This is a genomic window from Stenotrophomonas sp. B1-1, assembly GCF_010894375.1.
Classification (GTDB): Bacteria; Pseudomonadota; Gammaproteobacteria; order Xanthomonadales; family Xanthomonadaceae; genus Stenotrophomonas.
In genome coordinates this window covers 55,308-73,139 of sequence record NZ_JAAIUZ010000006.1, presented here as the reverse complement: position 1 = coordinate 73,139, position 17,832 = coordinate 55,308, and the positions used below count along the sequence as shown (strand labels likewise).

General features: G+C 68.3%; 21 protein-coding genes, 1 tRNA gene, 1 pseudogene and 1 riboswitch. Of the genes and pseudogenes, 12 read left to right on the top strand and 11 right to left on the bottom strand.

The window, feature by feature from the left end; genetic code table 11:
* Positions 1 to 51: 51 nt before the first annotated feature.
* Positions 52 to 603, top strand: a complete 552-nt coding sequence (locus tag G4G00_RS04945; protein ID WP_240336085.1) for a DUF4124 domain-containing protein — start codon at positions 52 to 54, stop codon at positions 601 to 603.
* Between the two features lie 131 nt (positions 604 to 734).
* Entirely contained in the window at positions 735 to 1,004 is a 270-nt protein-coding gene (locus G4G00_RS04940; protein ID WP_108749195.1) for a hypothetical protein, read from the top strand.
* A gap of 12 nt (positions 1,005 to 1,016) precedes the next feature.
* Here G4G00_RS04940 and G4G00_RS04935 read toward each other — a convergent pair whose 3' ends face one another.
* From G4G00_RS04935 to G4G00_RS04925, 3 genes and pseudogenes are all read right to left on the bottom strand, one after another.
* Positions 1,017 to 1,781, bottom strand: coding sequence for a thioesterase family protein (locus tag G4G00_RS04935; RefSeq protein WP_164271629.1), 765 nt, complete (start codon positions 1,779 to 1,781; stop codon positions 1,017 to 1,019).
* A gap of 25 nt (positions 1,782 to 1,806) precedes the next feature.
* Complete coding sequence (locus G4G00_RS04930) at positions 1,807 to 2,889, bottom strand: lysophospholipase (protein WP_240336087.1); 1,083 nt, start codon at positions 2,887 to 2,889, stop codon at positions 1,807 to 1,809.
* A gap of 51 nt (positions 2,890 to 2,940) precedes the next feature.
* Positions 2,941 to 3,342, bottom strand: a pseudogene (locus G4G00_RS04925) (DUF6265 family protein); the annotation flags it as partial.
* Between the two features lie 135 nt (positions 3,343 to 3,477).
* Between G4G00_RS04925 and G4G00_RS04920 the strand changes: the two are divergent.
* Entirely contained in the window at positions 3,478 to 4,305 is an 828-nt protein-coding gene (locus G4G00_RS04920; protein WP_164271626.1) for an AraC family transcriptional regulator, read from the top strand.
* Positions 4,306 to 4,308: 3 nt separating this feature from the next.
* Here G4G00_RS04920 and crcB read toward each other — a convergent pair whose 3' ends face one another.
* Positions 4,309 to 4,701, bottom strand: coding sequence for a fluoride efflux transporter CrcB (gene crcB, locus G4G00_RS04915; RefSeq protein WP_108752712.1), 393 nt, complete (start codon positions 4,699 to 4,701; stop codon positions 4,309 to 4,311).
* An 82-nt stretch (positions 4,702 to 4,783) separates the two neighbouring features.
* A riboswitch (Fluoride riboswitch) is annotated at positions 4,784 to 4,844 on the bottom strand.
* Positions 4,845 to 4,866: 22 nt separating this feature from the next.
* Positions 4,867 to 5,307, bottom strand: a complete 441-nt coding sequence (locus G4G00_RS04910; RefSeq protein ID WP_233614986.1) for a helix-turn-helix domain-containing protein — start codon at positions 5,305 to 5,307, stop codon at positions 4,867 to 4,869.
* A gap of 78 nt (positions 5,308 to 5,385) precedes the next feature.
* Here G4G00_RS04910 and G4G00_RS04905 point away from each other — a divergent pair, with 78 nt between their 5' ends.
* Both G4G00_RS04905 and G4G00_RS04900 read left to right on the top strand, forming a co-directional pair.
* The gene (locus G4G00_RS04905; RefSeq protein ID WP_108754769.1) at positions 5,386 to 5,595 is read left to right on the top strand and encodes a hypothetical protein; all 210 of its coding nucleotides are present in this window, start codon (positions 5,386 to 5,388) and stop codon (positions 5,593 to 5,595) included.
* A gap of 326 nt (positions 5,596 to 5,921) precedes the next feature.
* Positions 5,922 to 6,158 carry a hypothetical protein gene (locus tag G4G00_RS04900; protein ID WP_108749200.1) on the top strand — a complete coding sequence of 79 codons (237 nt, stop codon included), beginning with the start codon at positions 5,922 to 5,924 and terminating at the stop codon, positions 6,156 to 6,158.
* Between the two features lies 1 nt (position 6,159).
* Here G4G00_RS04900 and G4G00_RS04895 read toward each other — a convergent pair whose 3' ends face one another.
* The gene (locus tag G4G00_RS04895; RefSeq protein WP_164271623.1) at positions 6,160 to 7,203 is read right to left on the bottom strand and encodes a 4Fe-4S dicluster domain-containing protein; all 1,044 of its coding nucleotides are present in this window, start codon (positions 7,201 to 7,203) and stop codon (positions 6,160 to 6,162) included.
* Positions 7,200 to 7,484, bottom strand: coding sequence for a hypothetical protein (locus G4G00_RS04890; RefSeq protein ID WP_108752715.1), 285 nt, complete (start codon positions 7,482 to 7,484; stop codon positions 7,200 to 7,202). Before G4G00_RS04890 ends, G4G00_RS04895 begins: the two co-directional genes overlap by 4 nt.
* Before the next feature lie 183 nt (positions 7,485 to 7,667).
* Between G4G00_RS04890 and G4G00_RS04885 the strand changes: the two genes are divergently transcribed.
* Positions 7,668 to 8,108, top strand: coding sequence for a group III truncated hemoglobin (locus tag G4G00_RS04885; RefSeq protein ID WP_108754770.1), 441 nt, complete (start codon positions 7,668 to 7,670; stop codon positions 8,106 to 8,108).
* A 44-nt stretch (positions 8,109 to 8,152) separates the two neighbouring features.
* Entirely contained in the window at positions 8,153 to 9,559 is a 1,407-nt protein-coding gene (gene hemN, locus G4G00_RS04880; protein WP_108752716.1) for an oxygen-independent coproporphyrinogen III oxidase, read from the top strand.
* Positions 9,560 to 9,568: 9 nt separating this feature from the next.
* Here the strand turns inward: hemN and G4G00_RS04875 are convergent, their stop codons facing one another.
* Positions 9,569 to 10,657 (bottom strand): DUF1176 domain-containing protein, encoded by a 1,089-nt coding sequence (locus tag G4G00_RS04875; protein WP_164271620.1) that lies wholly within the window; start codon positions 10,655 to 10,657, stop codon positions 9,569 to 9,571.
* 22 nt (positions 10,658 to 10,679) lie between these two features.
* Positions 10,680 to 10,766 (bottom strand) — tRNA-Leu (locus G4G00_RS04870).
* Positions 10,767 to 10,896: 130 nt separating this feature from the next.
* Here G4G00_RS04870 and G4G00_RS04865 point away from each other — a divergent pair.
* From G4G00_RS04865 to G4G00_RS04845, 5 genes are all read left to right on the top strand, one after another.
* Positions 10,897 to 11,901, top strand: coding sequence for a TraB/GumN family protein (locus tag G4G00_RS04865; RefSeq protein WP_164271617.1), 1,005 nt, complete (start codon positions 10,897 to 10,899; stop codon positions 11,899 to 11,901).
* A 64-nt stretch (positions 11,902 to 11,965) separates the two neighbouring features.
* Complete coding sequence (locus G4G00_RS04860) at positions 11,966 to 12,409, top strand: BLUF domain-containing protein (RefSeq protein WP_108752719.1); 444 nt, start codon at positions 11,966 to 11,968, stop codon at positions 12,407 to 12,409.
* Between the two features lie 123 nt (positions 12,410 to 12,532).
* Positions 12,533 to 13,819: a nucleotide sugar dehydrogenase gene (locus G4G00_RS04855; RefSeq protein ID WP_108752720.1), complete on the top strand. Its 1,287-nt coding sequence runs from the start codon at positions 12,533 to 12,535 to the stop codon at positions 13,817 to 13,819.
* Positions 13,820 to 13,874: 55 nt separating this feature from the next.
* The gene (locus G4G00_RS04850) at positions 13,875 to 15,497 is read left to right on the top strand and encodes an FMN-binding glutamate synthase family protein (protein WP_108752721.1); all 1,623 of its coding nucleotides are present in this window, start codon (positions 13,875 to 13,877) and stop codon (positions 15,495 to 15,497) included.
* An 84-nt stretch (positions 15,498 to 15,581) separates the two neighbouring features.
* Complete coding sequence (locus G4G00_RS04845; protein WP_164271614.1) at positions 15,582 to 16,043, top strand: GNAT family N-acetyltransferase; 462 nt, start codon at positions 15,582 to 15,584, stop codon at positions 16,041 to 16,043.
* Between the two features lie 98 nt (positions 16,044 to 16,141).
* Here the strand turns inward: G4G00_RS04845 and G4G00_RS04840 are convergent, their stop codons facing one another.
* Both G4G00_RS04840 and G4G00_RS04835 read right to left on the bottom strand, forming a co-directional pair.
* Entirely contained in the window at positions 16,142 to 17,389 is a 1,248-nt protein-coding gene (locus G4G00_RS04840; protein ID WP_164271611.1) for a TIGR03862 family flavoprotein, read from the bottom strand.
* On the bottom strand, positions 17,376 to 17,810 hold the full coding sequence (locus G4G00_RS04835; protein ID WP_108749211.1) for an FKBP-type peptidyl-prolyl cis-trans isomerase: 435 nt from the start codon (positions 17,808 to 17,810) through the stop codon (positions 17,376 to 17,378). Before G4G00_RS04835 ends, G4G00_RS04840 begins: the two co-directional genes overlap by 14 nt.
* Positions 17,811 to 17,832 lie beyond the last annotated feature (22 nt).

Below are 17,832 nucleotides of genomic sequence, written 5' to 3'. Positions count from 1 at the left end.
GGCGTAGCGTAGCGTCGTTGGGCCACGCGGCCCGTGGACAGGAGGTCTGCCATGCACGCGATGTTGAAGGTCGTCCTGGGTATTGCACTGCTGGCGGCCGCACCATGGGCGTCGGCGCAGGTGTACAAGTGCAAGGGCGCGTCCGGCGAAACGGTCTATTCGCAGGACCCCTGCGGCAAGGGCGCCGAACCGGTGAAGCTGCGTTCGAACCGCGCGGCGACTGAAACCGCCGGTGAAGCGGCCAATCGTTCGGCGGTGTATCGCACCACGGAGTTGACGGATGCCGGGATTGCAGAGCGCAACTGCCTGCAGAGCGAGCAGTCACGCGTCTACGGTCCGTTGGACGCACGCTCGCAGGCGGTCAGCCGCCAGGTCGCCGATCTGAATCGCCAATTGGCCGCCACCAGCGACAGCCTGGCCGGTGCCACCGCCGATGCCGGCATCCGCGCGCAGATCTCCAGCCTGCAGCAGTCGCTCAGCGCCGAACGCAGTGCCGCCGATGGGCAGATGTCGGCCGCACGTGACCGCTGTTCGGCCGCGCGCCGCGACCGCGAAAAGGAAGTCCACGACAAGTACAGCCAGCCCACCAGCGCCGCCCGCTGAGCCCGCGGGCGCCGGCCCAGTCTCAAACCGCCAAGACATGCCAAGGCGCTATGGTCGGGGTCCAGGTAGTCAGGAGCGGCGATGGCAGGCAAGCACATGAACACCGAAGGGCACCGCGCGGGGGACTGCGCATGAAACAGCCGATTGCCGATGTCCGCTGGCTCACGTTCCGGCTGAAGAACGGGCAGTCGATCGGGCCCGACCAGTTGAAGGATGGCTGGGTGACGGCCGCGGGAACCCGCCACTGCGGGGTGCGGCGCGAACGCAACGAAGGCCACGGCACCGTCTATGCGCTGTACGCGCCGGCAGACCTGGCATCGCCGCGCACCGCTGAACTGCGCATGCGCGATTTCCTGATGCGGTCCGGCTACATCTTCACCATGGGGACGCTGGGCGGCTGAGTACTGCGGGAATCACGGCCGCACGGTCAGCACCTGGCCGATGCTGCCGATCGGGCCGTGCATGTCGTGCAGCACGGTACTGGTCAAACCGATGCCCTGTGGTCCGAACGATACCGACGTATCGAAGCCCAGCCACTCGCCCTGCGGCAGCGCGAACAGATGCGCGGTCAGGTCCAGGTTGGGGAAGGCAATGTCATTCGGGTCGGCGCGCACGGCCATGCCGTTGGACAGATCGAACAGGGTGGCCGCGCGCGCCAGCGCACTCACCGGCTCGTCGGCCAGCAGCGGCTGTAGTGCCCGTGCCCAGTACTGCGCGCGGCCGGGCCCGTGGTCCAGGCGGCGGACCTGCACGTTCTGGATGAAACCGCCCGGCCACACGCTGGCCGGATCCCACGCCGGCATGGTCTCGGCCGAGGGCAGGGGCGTAATCGGGGTTCCGGCGATGGCGCCGATCGCGTTCGGGCGCAGCAGCCAGGCGCGCGCGCGCAGTGCGGCCCGACCGTCGTGCAGCAGCGTGGCTTCCACCAGTTCGATGCTGCGACCGCCACGCAGGACTTCCACGCGCGCGTCCATCGCGTCGATCGGAATCGTGCCCAGGATGTCGTAGGACAGGCGCCCGATCACGAAGCCATGTCCGCGCGCGGCGGCATCGCGCTCGATGTGGTGGGCCAGCAGGCCGATCGCCGGTGCGATGTGCTGCTCGTGGATGTTCCACGCGCCGCTGGTGTGGGCGGTGGGCAGGTAGCGGGTATCGCTCAGTCGTTCGAAAAAGGCCATCGCTGCAGCAGCATGAGGAAACGCTCTATCGTAGCGCGGCGCCTTCGCCGTGCAGGGCGGCGGGGACGACCACGGCGCGCACCGTCTGCAGGGCCTGCAGTACCTGTGCATCGCTGAAGCCGCAGTGGCCTTCCCCTGCTGCTGGCAACTGCCGCAGTCGCGCAGTCGCCCCGGCGCGCGTTGCCAACTGCGGATACACCGCCTGCATGCGCGGCACGATGGTCGGGTCGCCCACGTTGAACTGCAGTGCCACCGGTCGTTGCAGCGCGCCGGTCAGGGCCAGCGGTCCGCGCACGTAGCGCTGTGCGGCAGGCGCGGCACGCACGCGTGCGACGCCGGCATTGAATGCGGCGTCATCGCCGAAGCCGCTGTAGCGCACCGCGACGTTGCCCACCGGCATGCCGCCGGCACGTTCGATCAGCTCGTGCAGCACCAGCGCATGCAGGCTGATCGTGCCCGCCAGCGCATCGGGCTGCACCTGCAGGCGTGTGGCCAACAACGCGGCGGCGTCCGCATCGCCCTGCAACGCGGTGGCGATGCCCTGGTACAGCGTCGCCTGCGGCAGGGCGGCGGTTTCGGCAGCCAGCAATCCGCCACGCGGCAGGCCCTCGGCTTGGCCGAAGAAATAGTCGAACGCGACGAGGGTGGTCAGCAGATCGTTGGCCAGTACCTCGCCGGGCAGGTTGGCGCCGCACAGCGCCACGCCGCCATCGTAGCCCTGCGGCGTGCGTTCAAGGGTGGCCAAGGTCACCGCGCCGCCCATGGAAAAGCCCAGCAGCCAGGTGTGCCGCAGCCCCGGCAACTGCGCCAGCACTTGGCGGCGCAGACGTTCGGTGTCGGCAATCGCATCGGCAACGGCCCAGCCCTGCGAGGCGTAGGCACTCTGCGCCACGGCAAACCCCGCGCCGGTCAGAGCCGCCGTGGCGTCATTGGCGGGCATCGGTGTTGGCCGCGGCACCCCCTTGGGCTCATAGCCGTGGGCGAGCATCACCAGTTCGCCGTTCCATGCGGCGGGAACGTCCAGCCGCCAGGGGGCGCCCTGCAGTACGCCGTCCAGAGTGCGCGCGGTGCCTGCGGTCGCGCCGTCGGCGCAGGCCACGCGCTGCATCGGGAAGTCGATGGCCCTGCCGGGTTCGTCACGGGCGATGTCGATGCGTGCCAGCAGGTGCTGCGCGTCCACGCGGCGGTAGTGGATGCGCTGCGGAAAATCATTGTCGCGGTTCTCGAACACCGCGTTGTCTGCGTCCACCCGTGTGGCGATGAAGTCGGTTGCATCGCGGCCGTTGGGCAGGGCGGTGAAGATCAGGCGCCCGTTGTCGTGCTGACGCAGCTGCATGAATTCAAACCCCACCGTCTGCCCGTCGCGCAGGGTGCGGCTGCTGCCCAGCAGGGTGCCGCCGGCCAGGCTTGACCACTGCTCGCCCGATCCGCTGGGCGCACCCTGCAGTTGCCAGCAGCCACTCAACCACTGCAGCTGGGTGATCGATGGCGGGTCTGCGGCCTGGCTGAACGTCGAGGCCAGCAGCAACGGCAGGCTGGCCAGCAGGGTCCGGATCGACATCGGTGCCTCCGTGCGTGATGGGGTGGTGCCTGTATAGCGTCGCCCCTGCGCGCGAACCAGTGCCCAGCGCGAACAGGCCGTTTCCGATACGATTTGTCGTATATAGCATCGCAATGCTTGATCCGGAGTCTGTCCATGGTCGATCGTCTTGCCATTCTGCTTGACCGCTTCGCGGTCACCGCCTCGGTCTTCCACGCCGGCGCGCTGTGCGGCATCAACAGCCTGCAGGGCGAGGATGAGCCGGGCCAGCTGCATCTGGTCCGGCGCGGGCCGCTGCGGGTCAGCCACGGCCAACAGACGCTGCAGATCGACGCGCCCAGCCTGCTGCTGTACCCGCGACCGATGCCGCATCGCTTCCACACCGACCCGCAGCAGGGGGCGGACATGGCCTGCGCCAACCTGTCCTTCGAGGGCGGGCGGTTGAACCCGATCAGTGCCGCGCTGCCTGACTTCCTGTGCATGCCGCTGGCCGATCTGCACGGCGGTGGCACCGCGCTGGAGCTGCTGTTCGAGGAGGCCTTCGAGCAGCGCTGCGGCCGCACGGCCATGGTCAACCGCTTGTTCGAGGTGGTGATGATCCAGGTGCTGCGCCAGCTGATGGAAGGCGGCGAGATGCGCGGTGGCCTGTTCGCCGGCCTCGGCCACCCGCGGCTGCGGCTTGCGCTGGTGGCGATGCACGAGGCACCGGCCCAGGCCTGGACGCTGGAAACCCTGGCTGACGTGGCCGGCATGTCGCGCAGCGTGTTTGCGGCCAGTTTCCGCGAGGCGATGGGCACCACGCCGGGCCACTACCTGCAGGGCTGGCGGGTGGGCCTTGCGCAGCAGGCGCTGCGCCAGGGGCGGCCGTTGAAGATCATTGCCGACGAAGTGGGCTACGGCAGCGAGGCGGCCCTGTCGCGCGCCTTCAAGGCACACACCGGGCAGTCGCCCCGGCAGTGGCGCGGGCAGGCGCGCGCGGCCTAGGCCTCAGCCCAGCAGCAGCCGGCTCAGTTTCATGCCGGCAAACAGGCCGGCCACGCCCAGTGCCACCGAGCCGCCCGCATACAGGGCGGCCAGGCCGTGCTGTCCGCGCTGCAGCAGCAGGCCGATTTCCAGCGCATAGGTCGAAAACGTCGTATACCCGCCCAGCACGCCGGTGGCCAGCAGCAGCCGCAGCTGCGGCGATGCCCCGTGGCGCAGCGCGAAGGCCTCCACCACCACGCCCATCAGCACGGCGCCGCTCAGGTTCACCAGGAACGTGGACCAGGGCCAGCCGCTGCTGGCCGCCACCCGTGCGCCCAGCAGGTTGCACGCATGGCGCAGGCAGGCGCCGGCGCCACCGCCCAGGAAAACCAGGAAATAATTGTTCATTGTCTGCATGGCAGGCCTCGTCTGTGCTGCACCGGTGCGGAGGCGTGGGCGATGGCGGGCACAGGCCTGCCATCAACGAACGCCGGTTCGTTGTACGGCAGGAGCCATCAGCCATCTGGCGGTTGTCGGGGAGCCCCATCCCCATCGACACGCATGCTACCAGTGCCGATGGCGTCAGGGCAGCGAGGTCATCACCACCCGTGCCACCTTCGTGCGGTGCAGGCCTTCCATCAGCAGATCGTGTGCCATCAGTTCCAGTGCGGCGCGGCGGCGGTAATCAACGGTCAGGCCGCGCTGCTCCAGCAGGCGCGCGACGATTTCGCAGGCCGTCTGCCAGACATCCAGATAGGCCTCGCTGGGCATGTACATGTACGCCGTGCCGTGCTCGCCCACGCCGCGGCCTTCCGGGCCCAGCAGCAGTTCGCGTGGGTCAAGCTTCACCGCATCGGCAATGCGGAACAGCTGCTCGGCCTTCACGTGGCCGGGTTTGACGTGGTCGTTGAGCCAGTTGCTGATCGTGGCCGTGGTGGTATCGGCGGCGCGGGCCAGGTCGGCCGGGCGGGGGTGCCCGGCGTCCTTCATGGCGGCGGCGAGTCGTTGTCCAAGAGTATTCATCTATGCAAGCCAGCTTAACGCGTGGATGCCGAAGAATCCTTGGCGCACCATCGGGCCGATTGATGAATGGAGCAGCGCATGCCCGACTTCTGGAACAAACGACAGGTCCGCCACCGGCTGGGGTTCCGCACCGACGCAGAACTGGCCCGATTCTTTGGTGTCAGTCGTTCTGCGGTGTCCCAATGGCCGCGGGACTTCCCCATACCGCCGCTGCGGCGCTACATCCTGCAGCAGCGCTACCCGCATCTGTTCCCGGCCAACCGGAGCCCTGAGGGCGAAAACGTCTGATTTGCGACAGGGTATGGCGCGATCACCTCGGGCTGCAGAAAACGCTAAGTACGCTTAACAAAATAGGGAAATTCAATCGAACCGTGCCTTCTGATTGGCTGCCCGACCCATCGCGCGGGCGATCTGTCGCCTATGGACCGGTTGGCGCGCACACGTCGCAGCATGAATCATTAATAATTTCAATCGAAAAACGTGCGGCTTGTAATTGACCTGTCGTGAAAATTGTGACTAATTGGCATCAACCGGTTGTGAAGGCCGGGAGTGGCAGCAGCAGGATCACAAGTGGTCGTCCGTCACTGATGCAGAACAAGTCCAACGGAGGTCGTATGGAATACGGCATGCATGGCTTGGCTGAACGGGTACGCCGCGAACTGGAAGCCAGCTACCACAGACACGGATGCGGCCCCGCGTTCTGGGATACCTACCAGCAGGTGCTCAACCGGCTGGTGCCGCAGGGCACCGCCCGCACCGAAGTGACCAACGAAATGGCGCTGATCATCGAACAGCTCGGCATCGTGCGCCGCGCCCAGCTGGTGCCGCCGGACGCCGATCGCACGCGCTGATTCACAGCAACCGCCAGGCACCACATCCCAACAGCGCCAGCAGCATGGCCAGCAGCCCCAGCGTGCGTGGTCGCCACCACCGTCGTGGCTGGCCTGCCATGGTCTGTGGGCTGCAGTAGCGCACCAGCGCGGCGCCGAAACCCGCGTTCTGCTGCTGCTCGGCACAGGCATCCAGGCAGGCGCCACAGGCCAGGCAGTCGGCCTGGGGGCCGTGGCGGACGTCCAGTTGCATCGGGCAGGCGGCCACGCAGGCCGCGCAATCCAGGCAGTCGCCCAGGCGATCATCCGGGAAGGACGGCAGCGGCCCGGCCAGCAGCGGATGCGCAGCGCGGAATACGTAGTCCTGTGCCGTGGTCGGATCCAACACGCCGCGACCCCGTTCCAGCACACCGCCCAGCCCGGCCGGACGCAGGCCGCGGGGTTCGCCGCGCGGCGCGTCGTACAGCATGCGCGGGGTATCGGGATCGGTCAGCAGCGGCTGCATCCGTGCGAACGGGCACAACGAACGACACACCTGTTCGCGCAGGAAGCCCGCGTTGCCCCAGGTGGCGGCCGCATAGAACAGCACCCAGAACGTCTCCCAGCCGCTCCAGCCGGCTTGCGGGGCGGCCGCCAGCAGCGCGCGGATCGGGCTGAACAGACCCACGAAGGTCAACCCGGTCCACAGCGACAACAGCAGCCACGCCGTCTGCGTGGCCGGAGCCGCAAGCGACGCCGGCAGGGCGCGCCTGGCCGCCCGCGCCAGCGTGTCGAAGGCCGCCGACCACAGCGTCTGCGGGCAGGCATGGCCACACCAGACCCGCCCGGCCAAGTGGGTCAACAGGGCCAACGCGACGGCCGCCACCGCCAGCAGGCCCAGCAGCACCCCGACGTCATCGGGCCACAGGGTCCAGCCGAACAGGTCGAAGCGGCGCGCGGTCAGATCCAGCAGCAGCGCCTGGCGCCCATTCCACTGCAGCCACGGCAGGGCGTAGAACAGCGCCAGCAGGCCCACCCGCAGGGGGCCGCGCCAGTGCCAGTGGCGGGAGCGGACGGGCGCGCTCATCCCAGCGGCAGCTCGTCGTCGTCCTCTGCCATGGGACGCAGCAGGTATCCGGTCACCGCACTGGCCAGCGCGGTGACCGACCAGAACATGAAAAAGCCCACGCTGTAGCCCAGTTCACGGCTGATGGGCGTGCCAGGAAAGCTGATGGCCTGCAGCCGCAGCGGGTCGACGAAGGCGAAGAAGATCACGCTGGCCAGGCCGGCGGCGACGAAGCTGGGCCACAGGATCGCGCCCCAGTGCTGGATCAACCGCTGGCGGCGGCTGGAATGCGGTGTGTTCATGTGCGTGCGGGCTCGGGGTGGTGGGCGCCGCGTATACTTCGCCGAGGCGGGCGCGGCATGCGCGGGGCGTGGGTCCTGCAAGCGCGTCAGCCTATGCGCGGTGCCCGGCGCCGACATTGATCTGGATCAACGGTGGCGGTGAAGGCTGGCACCACACTGCTGCAACGCTTCTGGTGCCCCTGCATGAACGCAACGTCCCCGCCTGAAATTCCCACCGCGTCGCTGGAGCTGTGCAGCGAAGCCGAGGTGACCCGACTCGTCCACGATTTCTACGCGCGGGTGCGCCAGGAAGACCGCTTGGGCCCGGTGTTCGGCGGGCATGTGCACGATTGGCCGGCACACCTGGAACAGCTGGTCGATTTCTGGTCGGCCATGCTGCGCGGCACGCGTCGTTTCAAGGGCTCGCCGATGTCCAAACACATGGCCATCGCCCTGGACAAGGATCTGTTCGACCGCTGGCTGGTGCTGTTCCGGCAGACCACGGCCGAATGCGGGAACCCGCCGATGCAGGCGCTGGCCGACGACGTGGCCGCGCGCATCGCCGATACCTTCTGGCGCCGCTACCAGATGCTGCGCTGGCCGCAGGTGGGCCTGCCGGTCCTGAGTGTTCCCGGCCGCGATTGATCTGGGTCAAGGCGTGCCGCCCGGGGCAGGGCGATGCTGGGCCCATGGACACGTTCTCTCCCGCCGCCGGCGGCCTGGCCTGGACCTTCGACCCCGACCTGCTGCGCCGGCATGACCGGCCCGGGCCGCGCTATACCTCGTACCCCACCGCGCCGCACTTCCACGACGGCTTCGATGCGTCCGCGCTGCGCCAGGCCATCGCCGACAGCAACCCGCTGGCGCGCGCGCTGTCGCTGTACGTGCACGTGCCGTACTGCAGCAGCCCCTGCTTCTACTGCGGCTGCAACCGGATCATCACGCGTGACCGCAGCCGCGGCCACAGCTACGTGGCGCGCGTGCTGGCCGAGGCAGACCTGCTGGCGCCGCAGTTCGCCGACGGTCGCGAGGTGATCCAGCTGCACCTGGGCGGCGGCACCCCGAACTTCCTCGATGCCGAGGCCATGACCACGCTGGTGGAAGGGCTGCGCAGACGCTTCGACTTCAGCGAATCGACCCATCGCGATTTCTCCATCGAACTGGACCCGCGCTTCATCGATGTGGGCGACGTGGCGTTGCTGGCCCGGCTGGGCTTCAACCGCGCCAGCCTGGGCGTGCAGGATTTCGACCCTCAGGTGCAGGAGTCGATCAACCGCGTGCAGGGCGTGCGGCAGACCCTGGACATCCTGCGGGCCTGCCGTGACAACGGCATGCGCTCGGTGAACGTGGACCTGATCTACGGCCTGCCCGGGCAGAGTCTGGAAGGCTTCGGGCGCACGCTGGAACTGGTGCTGGCACTGCGCCCGGATCGGCTGGCGGTGTACGGCTACGCGCATCTGCCGCATCTGTTCCGCGCGCAGCGGCAGATCGACGAGGGCCGGTTGCCGTCGCCGGAGGACAAGCTGGCGTTGCTGGGCCTGGCGGTGGAGCGCTTGTCCGCTGCCGGCTACCAGTACATCGGCATGGACCACTTCGCCCTGCCCGAAGAAGACCTGTCGCGCGCCCAGCGTGCCGGGCAGCTGCACCGCAATTTCATGGGCTACACCACCCATGCCGATACCGATCTGCTGGGCCTGGGCGTGAGTGCGATCAGCCATGTGGGCGCCACCTACAGCCAGAACCCGCGCGAACTGCCGGCGTGGGAAGCGGCCGTGGACCAGGGCCAGCTGCCGGTCTGGCGCGGCGTGGCCCTAAGCGCCGATGACCAGCTGCGTGCCGAACTGATCCAGCAGCTGATGTGCCAGGGCGAAGTGGATGGGGCAGTGCTGGGGCAGCGCCACGCTGTGGATTTCGAGCAGTACTTCGCCGAGGACCTGCAGGCCGTGCAGCGGCTGCAGGGCGACGGACTGGCCGAGTACCGCGATGGCGTGGTGCGCGCCACCGAGTCGGGCCGGCCACTGCTGCGGTTGCTGGCGATGTGTTTCGACCCCTACCTGCGCGCGCAGCAGCAACCGCGTTACTCGCGGGCGATCTGAGCGATTACGTCATTCGGCCCGCAGCGGGCCGTACTGGCGGGCCGCATTGGTCGGGCCGCCCACGCTGCGCCACAGCAGCGGCCAGTCACCGGGCTCGCCGCCGATGCAGTTGCGCTGCAGCTGCAGGGTCTCGATCTGGAACTGCCTGCCATCCCAGCGCCAGCTGGCCGCGTGGCCGCAATCGGCGACGCCGCGGAACAGGGTGGTTTCGGCCAGGCGGCCATGGGCGGCATCGAAGCGTGGCCAGCCCAGCCGCGGCAGCACTAAGCCGGATGCTTCGTCGCTCACTGCCGGGGCGTCGGCCACCTCCAGTCGCAGTGGCCGCGTTTGCGGCAACTGACCGTCGGCGACCACGAAGGCCACCACGTTGGCGTTGTACATGCCGGCCTGGCAGCCGATGAACACCAGATCGTGCGTGGCGTCGATCGCCCAAGCGTCGTCGTGCGCGCGGGACAGGCTGTCATCGTCCGCATCGCACTGCAGCTGGGCCAATGCCGGTGCCTGCAGCCTGCGCAGAGCGGCGATGAGGTTCGCGCGCGCGGTTGCCGACATCACCCGCTGGGCAAGCGCCGGCGTCGACAGAGTGGGCAGGGCGTCGCGCGGGTGTGCCTGCGCCGGAGCGTTTCCGGGCAGCAGCCCATCGTCGGTGCCGCTGCGCCCCTGCGCGCGGTCGAAGGCCTGCAGCAGCGCGTCCACCCCGCTCAGGGATATGGATTCGCTGTCCTGCGCGCCGTAATTCAATACGTGGCCGCCGTGCAGGCTCTGCAGGCGAGCGCGTACCGCCGCCATGCCGGTCCATTGCTGGTGCCCTGGCGCCAGGACACGGCCGGGATCGTCGAAGACGGGGGTCTCACCATCGACCTGCCAGTGCGGCGCGGAAATGCCCGGCGCGAACAGTTCAAGCTGCGGCACGCTGCGCAGTCCGCCCGCGCGGCTGATGCGCAGATGGCCGGCATAGCCCACCGCGCGGGCTACGGCCACGCAGTCATTGCGGTTGTCGCAGGTCAGTTGCCAGTCGCCCAGGTCGCTGTAGACCGGCGTGGCGGCGCGCGCGCTGGGAGCAAGCGCCAGCAACAACAGCAGGCACATCCTGTGCATGGGAATCCTTGGTTGACCTGGGTGGTGCCCGGAGCCGGAATCGAACCGGCATGGGGTTGCCCCCGGCGGATTTTAAGTCCGATGCGTCTACCAGTTTCGCCATCCGGGCCTGCAGCGCGCGCCGATTGTAGCCGAATCGACCTGGTCGGCAGCGGCTAACGCGGCTTTTACGCAGCGCCGTGCGCGCCCCGCTACAGTCCGCCAACGCACACAGGAAGGGCGACATGGCACGACGGCGCATGCGAAGGATGGTTCTGGGGCTGTCGGTGCTGCTGCTGGCAACGGCTCCGTTGGGCGCGCAGCAGCGCCCGCTGCCGGCCGATGGCGTGGTGGACATGGCCACCGTGCAGGTGACCGGCGAGCAGCCCGGCCCCGGACTGTGGAAAGTGACCGCGCCGCAGGGACATGTGCTGTGGATACTGGGCACGGTTTCGCCCTTGCCGGCGGGCGTGGAATGGCGACCGGACGAAGTCGAGCGCACCATCGCCGGGGTCGATCACGTGCTGGGCGAACCGGGCTTCAAGGTCGATGCGCAGGTGGGGCTGCTGAAGGGCCTGACCCTGCTGCCCCTGGCACGCCGCAGCGCGCGCGATCCGCAGGGGCGCACGCTGCAGCAGGTCCTGTCGCCACCGACCTACGCGCGCTGGCTGCAGCTCAAGCAGACCTACCTGGGCAGCGATCGCGGCGTCGAGAAGGAGCGCCCGCTGGTGGCGTCCGGTCGTCTGTACCAGGCGTTCCTGAAGCGTAATGGGTTGCGCGATGGCCGGCAGGTGGACAAGGCGCTGCAGCGGCTCTACAAGGCGCGCGACCTGCAGCCGGAGGCACTGAAGGTCACCCTGAAGATCGACGATGCGCGGGCCACGCTGAAGGAACTGCAGGTGACCGAGGTGGATGACCGCGCGTGTTTCGAGCGCACGCTCGATACGGTCGAATTCCAGGCGCCGGTGCTGCGTGAGCGTGCCAATGCCTGGGCACTGGGCGATGTGGCAGCGTTGCGGCGGCTGTCCGGCTCGGCCATGGCGCAGACCTGCCGCGAGGTGCTGCAGGAGTCGGATTTCGTGCGCCGTCGCGGCTGGAGCAACCTGCCCGAGCAGGTACGCCAGCGCTGGCTGCAGGGCGTGGACAACGCGCTGCAGAAGCATGCGGCCACCTTCGCCACCGTGCCGGTCAGCCTGCTGCTGGGCGAGGGCTACCTGCAGGCGCTGCAGCAGCGTGGCTATCAGGTGGAAGCGCCGCCGGAATAGCGGTCGTAGGCAGTACGCCCGCTTCGTGGCATAGTCCCATTCATCCACCAGGGGGGGATGGGCCATGTCGTTGCACGCGTTCGCCTACGTCAGTACGGCCTGCGAAGGGCTGGACCTGCCTGCGCTGGACGCCTTGCTGGCCGATGCCACCGCGTTCAACCGCATGGCCGGGGTCACCGGTGTGCTGATGTACGACGGCACCCGTTTCCTGCAGTACGCCGAAGGCCCGCGTGATGGCCTGGCGTCGGTACACGCGCGCATCTTCAATGCGCGCCGCCATGCCTGCCTGACCGAACTGGCCGCAGGGCCCCTGCAGGCGCGCTGGTTCCCGCGCTGGACCATGGCCAACCGCATGATCGAACCGGGTGCGCTGGCCAGCATCGTGGCAGCGCCCTGGCATGGCTTCGACAACGATCCGCATTGGCCAGGCAACGGCTTCGCGCTGCTGCTGCGTTCGTGGATGGGCGGACATGGGGAACTGGAGCCGGCCGCGGTCAGCCTGGGCTAGGGCCGGGACGCACGCGGGCGTGACCTGCAGCGCCCATGGCCGTTACTCTTGTACGCATGTTTGAACGCCTGCGGATGCCCGGATGAGCCCTTGCACCTTGATGATGCCCATGGGGTATTGCGCTTGAGCGCGCCGATCAGCGCGGCGCTGGCGCCTGCGCCGGCCGTGATCGGCCTGGGTTATGTCGGCCTGCCACTGGCGGTGGCCTTCGGCCAGCATCTGCCGACGCTGGGCTATGACATCGATGAAGCGCGGATCGCCGAGCTTCGTGGCGGCCAGGACCACACCCTGGAAATGGAACCCGACGAGCTGGCCACGGCCACCCAGCTGCGCTACAGCAGTGACCCGGCGCAGCTTGATGCCTGCAATGTGTACATCGTGACCGTGCCGACTCCGATCGATGCCTACGAGCAGCCGGACCTGGAGCCGCTGCGCTCGGCCACGCGCCTGATCGCCAGCCATCTGCGCCCTGGCGACGTGGTGGTCTACGAATCCACCGTCTACCCCGGCACCACCGAGGAAGTGTGCGTACCGCTGCTGGAGCAGGGCTCGGGCCTGCGCTTCAACGAAGACTTCTACTGCGGGTACAGCCCGGAACGGGTCAGTCCCGGCGATCGCGCGCGGCGGCTGGCGGACATCCGCAAGATCACCTCCGGTTCGACGCCGGAAGTGGCGGCGGTGATCGATGGGCTGTACCGGCAGATCATCCGCGCGGGCACCTTCCCGGCGCCCTCGATGCGCGTGGCCGAGGCGGCCAAAGTGGTGGAGAACATCCAGCGCGACGTCAACATCGCCCTGGTGAACGAGCTTGCACTGATCTTCGACCGCCTGGGCATCGATACCCAGGATGTACTTGACGCGGCGGGCAGCAAGTGGAATTTCCTGCCGTTCCGGCCAGGCCTGGTCGGTGGGCATTGCATCGGCGTGGACCCGTACTACCTGCTGCATAAATCCGAGAGCGTGGGCTACCACCCCGATCTGATCCACACCGCCCGCCAGGTCAACAACCGGGTGGGCGAACATGTGGCCGCGCGGGTGCTGGCAATGCTGGCCGAGCGGGGGCGCAGCCCGGCGCAGTCGCGCATCCTGGTGCTGGGCGTGACCTTCAAGGAAGAGTGCCCGGACCTGCGCAACAGTCGTGCGCTGGAGCTGGCGCAGCGGCTGCAGGAAAGTGGCGCACAGGTGGATGCGAGCGACCCCTGGGTGGGGCCGGCGGCACTGGCCGACACCGGCGTGCAGTGGTTGCAGCAGCCGCAGCAGGGCGTCTATGACGCCGTGGTGCTGGCGGTGGCGCACGCCGCCTTCACCGCGTTGGACGAGGGGCAGATCCGCGCGCTGCTGGTGCCCGGCGGGCTGGTCTACGACGTGAAGTCTGCCTGGCCGCGCAGCGTGGTTGATGATCGCCTCTAGCGGGCGTACACCCGTGGCGGGGTAGACTCGGGGCCAGTTGCAACCGAGGAACGCCATGCACCGCTACATTGTCTTCGTGCTCGCCATCCTGATGCTTCCGGTCAGTTTGTGGCTGGCGACACTCTGGCCCGCCTGGTACTGGGGCGTTGGCCTGTCCGCGGCGATGGTGGCGCTGGGCTGCTGGGACCTGCTGCAGAAGCGCAGCACGCTGCGCCGCAATTACCCGGTCATGGCCCATTTCCGTTACGGGCTTGAATCGATCGGCCCGGAGATCCGCCAGTACTTCGTGCAGAGCGACCTGGAAGACGTGCCGTTCTCGCGCCAGCAGCGCGCGCTGATCTACCAGCGCGCCAAGAATGAAATGGACACGGTGCCGTTCGGCACCCTGCGCAGCACCTACGCGGTGGATTACGAGTGGATCAACCACTCGCTGGCACCGACCACGATCGGCAAGCATGATTTTCGCGTGCTGATCGGACCGACCTGTGCGAAGCCCTATTCGGCCAGCGTGTTCAATATTTCGGCGATGAGCTTCGGATCGCTGTCGGCCAACGCGATCCGCGCGCTGAACGACGGTGCCCGCCGCGGTGGCTTCTACCACGACACCGGCGAAGGTTCGATTTCGCCCTACCACCGCGAAATGGGCGGGGACCTGGTCTGGGAGATCGGTTCGGGCTATTTCGGCTGCCGCGACGAGAAGGGCAGCTTCAGCGAAGAGCGCTTCGTCGCCAACGCCACCCACGATCAGGTGAAGATGATCGAGATCAAGCTGTCCCAGGGCGCCAAGCCCGGACACGGCGGCGTGTTGCCAGCACCGAAGGTCACCGCTGAGATTTCCGCCACCCGCGGCGTGCCGATGGGCGTGGACTGTGTGTCACCTTCGCGCCATTCGGCGTTTTCCACACCGGTGGAACTGCTGCAGTTCGTTGCCCGCCTGCGCGAGCTGTCCGGCGGCAAGCCGGTGGGCTTCAAGCTGGCCATCGGCCATCCCTGGGAATGGTTCGGCATCGCCAAGGCCATGCACGAAACCGGCCTGCGCCCTGATTTCATCGTGGTGGACGGCGCCGAGGGCGGCACCGGCGCGGCACCGGCCGAGTTCGTCGACCACGTGGGCGTGCCCATGCATGAGGCGCTGCTGCTGGTGCACAACACGTTGGTCGGGCTGGACCTGCGTGAACACATCCGCATTGGTGCGGCCGGCAAGATCACCAGTGCGTTCGACATCGCGCGCACCATTGCGCTGGGCGCGGACTGGTGCAACGCCGGCCGCGGCTTCATGTTCGCGCTGGGCTGCATCCAGTCGCTGAGCTGCCACACCGACAAATGCCCGACCGGCATCGCCACCCAGAACCCGGCGCGCTGGAAGCACCTGGACGCACCGGACAAGGCCACGCGGGTGTACAGCTACCACGAGCACACGCTGCACGCGTTGAAGGAACTGCTGTGTGCTGCTGGGTTGAACGACCCGGCAGAGTTGGGGCCGGAGCACATCCTGCGTCGCGTTTCGCCGGTCGAGATCCGTTCGCTGGCCACGCTGTACCGCTATCTGGAACCGGGCGAGCTGCTGCACAAAGTGCCCGATCACGCGGTGTTCCATGCGTTCTGGGCCGATGCACGCAGCGATTCGTTCCAGCCACCGGCGCGCATCCAGGCGCTGCGCGCCAGCAAATCGCGCTGAACGCGGTTGTAGAGTCGAGCTTGCTCGACTGCTTTTATTGATCGCAATGCAGTCGAGCATGGCTCGACTCTACAAGGACATGCCATGCAGTTCAGAACCGGTACCACCGATGATGTAGCCACGCTGTGGGCGCTGCGCACCCGCTGCGTGCGCGAGACCTGCAGCAGCCACTATCCGCCCGAGGTGATTGCACCGTGGTCGGCCTCGCCGCCACCGTCGCAGTATGCGCGGCTGCTGGGGCAGGGCGGCTGCGTGGTGGCTGAGGATGCGCAGGGCGCATTGCTGGGGTTTGGCGTGTTCGACAGCGACGCCAACGAGGTCGACGCGTTGTTCGTGGATCCCGGCCGCGGCGGGCAAGGTATTGGCCAGGCGCTGATGCAGCGGTTGCTGGCGATGGCCGATCCCACCCGTGAGGTGGTGCTGTCGGCCTCGTTGAACGCCGTAGCGTTCTACCAGCGGCAGGGCTTCGTGGCCGACCGGGAGGAGCTGTACCCGCACCCCAGCGGCGTAGCCCTGGCCTCGGTGCGCATGCACCGCCCCGTGTAGAGTCGAGCTTGATCGACTGCTTTTCCGCCCTTGTAGAGTCGAGCCATGCTCGACTGTTTTTCCATCAGTCGAGCAAGCTCGACTCTACAAACGCCGGGTCAGCGCGCTGCCAGCCACGCCACAGCGCCTTCAGCGGCGCGCAGGCCGCTGGCGTAGCACGCGGTCAGCAGGTAGCCGCCGGTCGGCGCTTCCCAGTCCAGCATCTCGCCGGCGCAGAACACGCCGGGCAGGGCACTGAGCATCAGCTGGTTGTCCATGGCCTGCAACCGCACACCGCCGGCGGTGCTGATCACCTCGGCCATCGGTCGCGGCCGCAGCAGCCGCAGGGGCAGGCGCTTGAGCGTTGCTGCCACGGCCGGCAGATCGTTGCCTGCGTCCTTGCCCAGGTGCTCGAACACCAGCGCAGCCTTCACCGCATCCAGGCCGGCCTGGCGGCGCAGGTGTTCACCGAAGCTGCGGCCTTTGCGTGGCCGTGACAGGTCGGCCAGCAGGCGTGCCTCGTCGCGGCCGGGTACAAGATCCAGCGCCAGCACGGCGTGGCCATCGCGGTTGATGGTGTCGCGCAGATCGGCGGCCAGTGCGTAGACCAGGCTGCCTTCGATGCCATAGCTGCTGGCCACGCACTCACCCTGCAGCGATTGCGGCCGACCCTGCAGATCGGTCCAGTGGGCCACCACCGGCTTGAGCGGGGCGCCGGCATGGCGCTGGGCGAAATGCGGGCTCCAGTCCACGTCGAATCCACAGTTGGCCGACTGCAGCGGCGCGACATCCACGCCGCGCGCCTGCAGTGGCGCCACCCAGGCGCCATCGCTGCCCAGCTGCGGCCAGCTGCCGCCGCCCAGGGCCAGTACCGTGGCATCGGCGTGTACGCGCACCTCGCCGTGTTCGCTGGCGAACTGCAGGGCACCGTCATCGGCCCAGCCGGTCCAGCGATGATTGACGTGCAGGCGCACGCCCTGTTCCTTCAGGCGCCGTACCCAGCCGCGCAGCAGCGGGGCCGCCTTGCGGTCCACCGGGAACACCCGGCCGGAACTGCCGACGTAGGTGTCCACGCCGAACCCCGCGGCCCAGTCGCGCAGCGCCTGTGCATCGAAGCCGTCCAGCCAGTCACCCACGGCGGCGCTGTGTTCGCGGTAACGGCTGTCGAACAATGGCCGTTCGTCGGAATGGGTCAGGTTCAGCCCGCCCTTGCCGGCAATCAGGAACTTGCGGCCGGGCGAGCCCTTGGCCTCGTACAGATCGACCTCCAAGCCGGCCGCGCGCAGGCGCTCGGCGGCGAACAGGCCAGCCGGGCCGCCGCCGACCACGGCGACGCGGCGCGGCGGTTGCAGATCAGGGTTGGACATCGAGCAGCTCGACGTCGAACACCAGCGAAGAGCCGGCCGGGATCGGGCCGACGCCACGGTCGCCATAGCCATACTCCGGCGGGATCATCAGGGTGCGCTTGCCGCCTACCTTCATGCCGGCCACGCCTTCGTCCCAGCCACGGATGACCTGGCCGGCGCCGAGCGCGAAGACGAAGGGCTGGCCGCGACCGACCGAGCTGTCGAAGGTCTTGCCGTGCTTGTTCTCGGTGCGGTTGTCGTAGATCCAGCCGGTGTAGTGCACGGTTACTTTCTGCCCGGGCACGGCTTCGGCGCCGGTTCCCACCTGGGTATCGATGCGTTCGAAGGTGGTCAGGGTGCCGCCCGGGGGCGGGCCGGCGGGTTCGGACGAACAACCGGCGGCAACAAGGGACAGCAGCAGGGGAAGCAGCAGGCGGCGCATCGGGCGTCTCCGTAGGGTGTTC

Excerpts from the sequence above, each read along its gene's own strand:
- G4G00_RS04945 (WP_240336085.1), top strand. The coding sequence starts at position 52 with ATGCACGCGATGTTGAAGGTCGTCCTGGGTATTGCACTGCTGGCGGCC.
- G4G00_RS04940 (WP_108749195.1), top strand. The coding sequence starts at position 735 with ATGAAACAGCCGATTGCCGATGTCCGCTGGCTCACGTTCCGGCTGAAG.
- G4G00_RS04935 (WP_164271629.1), bottom strand. The coding sequence starts at position 1,781 with ATGGCCTTTTTCGAACGACTGAGCGATACCCGCTACCTGCCCACCGCC.
- G4G00_RS04930 (WP_240336087.1), bottom strand. The coding sequence starts at position 2,889 with ATGCAGCGCGTGGCCTGCGCCGACGGCGCGACCGCAGGCACCGCGCGC.
- G4G00_RS04920 (WP_164271626.1), top strand. The coding sequence starts at position 3,478 with ATGGTCGATCGTCTTGCCATTCTGCTTGACCGCTTCGCGGTCACCGCC.
- crcB (WP_108752712.1), bottom strand. The coding sequence starts at position 4,701 with ATGCAGACAATGAACAATTATTTCCTGGTTTTCCTGGGCGGTGGCGCC.
- G4G00_RS04910 (WP_233614986.1), bottom strand. The coding sequence starts at position 5,307 with ATGAATACTCTTGGACAACGACTCGCCGCCGCCATGAAGGACGCCGGG.
- G4G00_RS04905 (WP_108754769.1), top strand. The coding sequence starts at position 5,386 with ATGCCCGACTTCTGGAACAAACGACAGGTCCGCCACCGGCTGGGGTTC.
- G4G00_RS04900 (WP_108749200.1), top strand. The coding sequence starts at position 5,922 with ATGGAATACGGCATGCATGGCTTGGCTGAACGGGTACGCCGCGAACTG.
- G4G00_RS04895 (WP_164271623.1), bottom strand. The coding sequence starts at position 7,203 with ATGAGCGCGCCCGTCCGCTCCCGCCACTGGCACTGGCGCGGCCCCCTG.
- G4G00_RS04890 (WP_108752715.1), bottom strand. The coding sequence starts at position 7,484 with ATGAACACACCGCATTCCAGCCGCCGCCAGCGGTTGATCCAGCACTGG.
- G4G00_RS04885 (WP_108754770.1), top strand. The coding sequence starts at position 7,668 with ATGAACGCAACGTCCCCGCCTGAAATTCCCACCGCGTCGCTGGAGCTG.
- hemN (WP_108752716.1), top strand. The coding sequence starts at position 8,153 with ATGGACACGTTCTCTCCCGCCGCCGGCGGCCTGGCCTGGACCTTCGAC.
- G4G00_RS04875 (WP_164271620.1), bottom strand. The coding sequence starts at position 10,657 with ATGCACAGGATGTGCCTGCTGTTGTTGCTGGCGCTTGCTCCCAGCGCG.
- G4G00_RS04865 (WP_164271617.1), top strand. The coding sequence starts at position 10,897 with ATGCGAAGGATGGTTCTGGGGCTGTCGGTGCTGCTGCTGGCAACGGCT.
- G4G00_RS04860 (WP_108752719.1), top strand. The coding sequence starts at position 11,966 with ATGTCGTTGCACGCGTTCGCCTACGTCAGTACGGCCTGCGAAGGGCTG.
- G4G00_RS04850 (WP_108752721.1), top strand. The coding sequence starts at position 13,875 with ATGCACCGCTACATTGTCTTCGTGCTCGCCATCCTGATGCTTCCGGTC.
- G4G00_RS04845 (WP_164271614.1), top strand. The coding sequence starts at position 15,582 with ATGCAGTTCAGAACCGGTACCACCGATGATGTAGCCACGCTGTGGGCG.
- G4G00_RS04840 (WP_164271611.1), bottom strand. The coding sequence starts at position 17,389 with ATGTCCAACCCTGATCTGCAACCGCCGCGCCGCGTCGCCGTGGTCGGC.
- G4G00_RS04835 (WP_108749211.1), bottom strand. The coding sequence starts at position 17,810 with ATGCGCCGCCTGCTGCTTCCCCTGCTGCTGTCCCTTGTTGCCGCCGGT.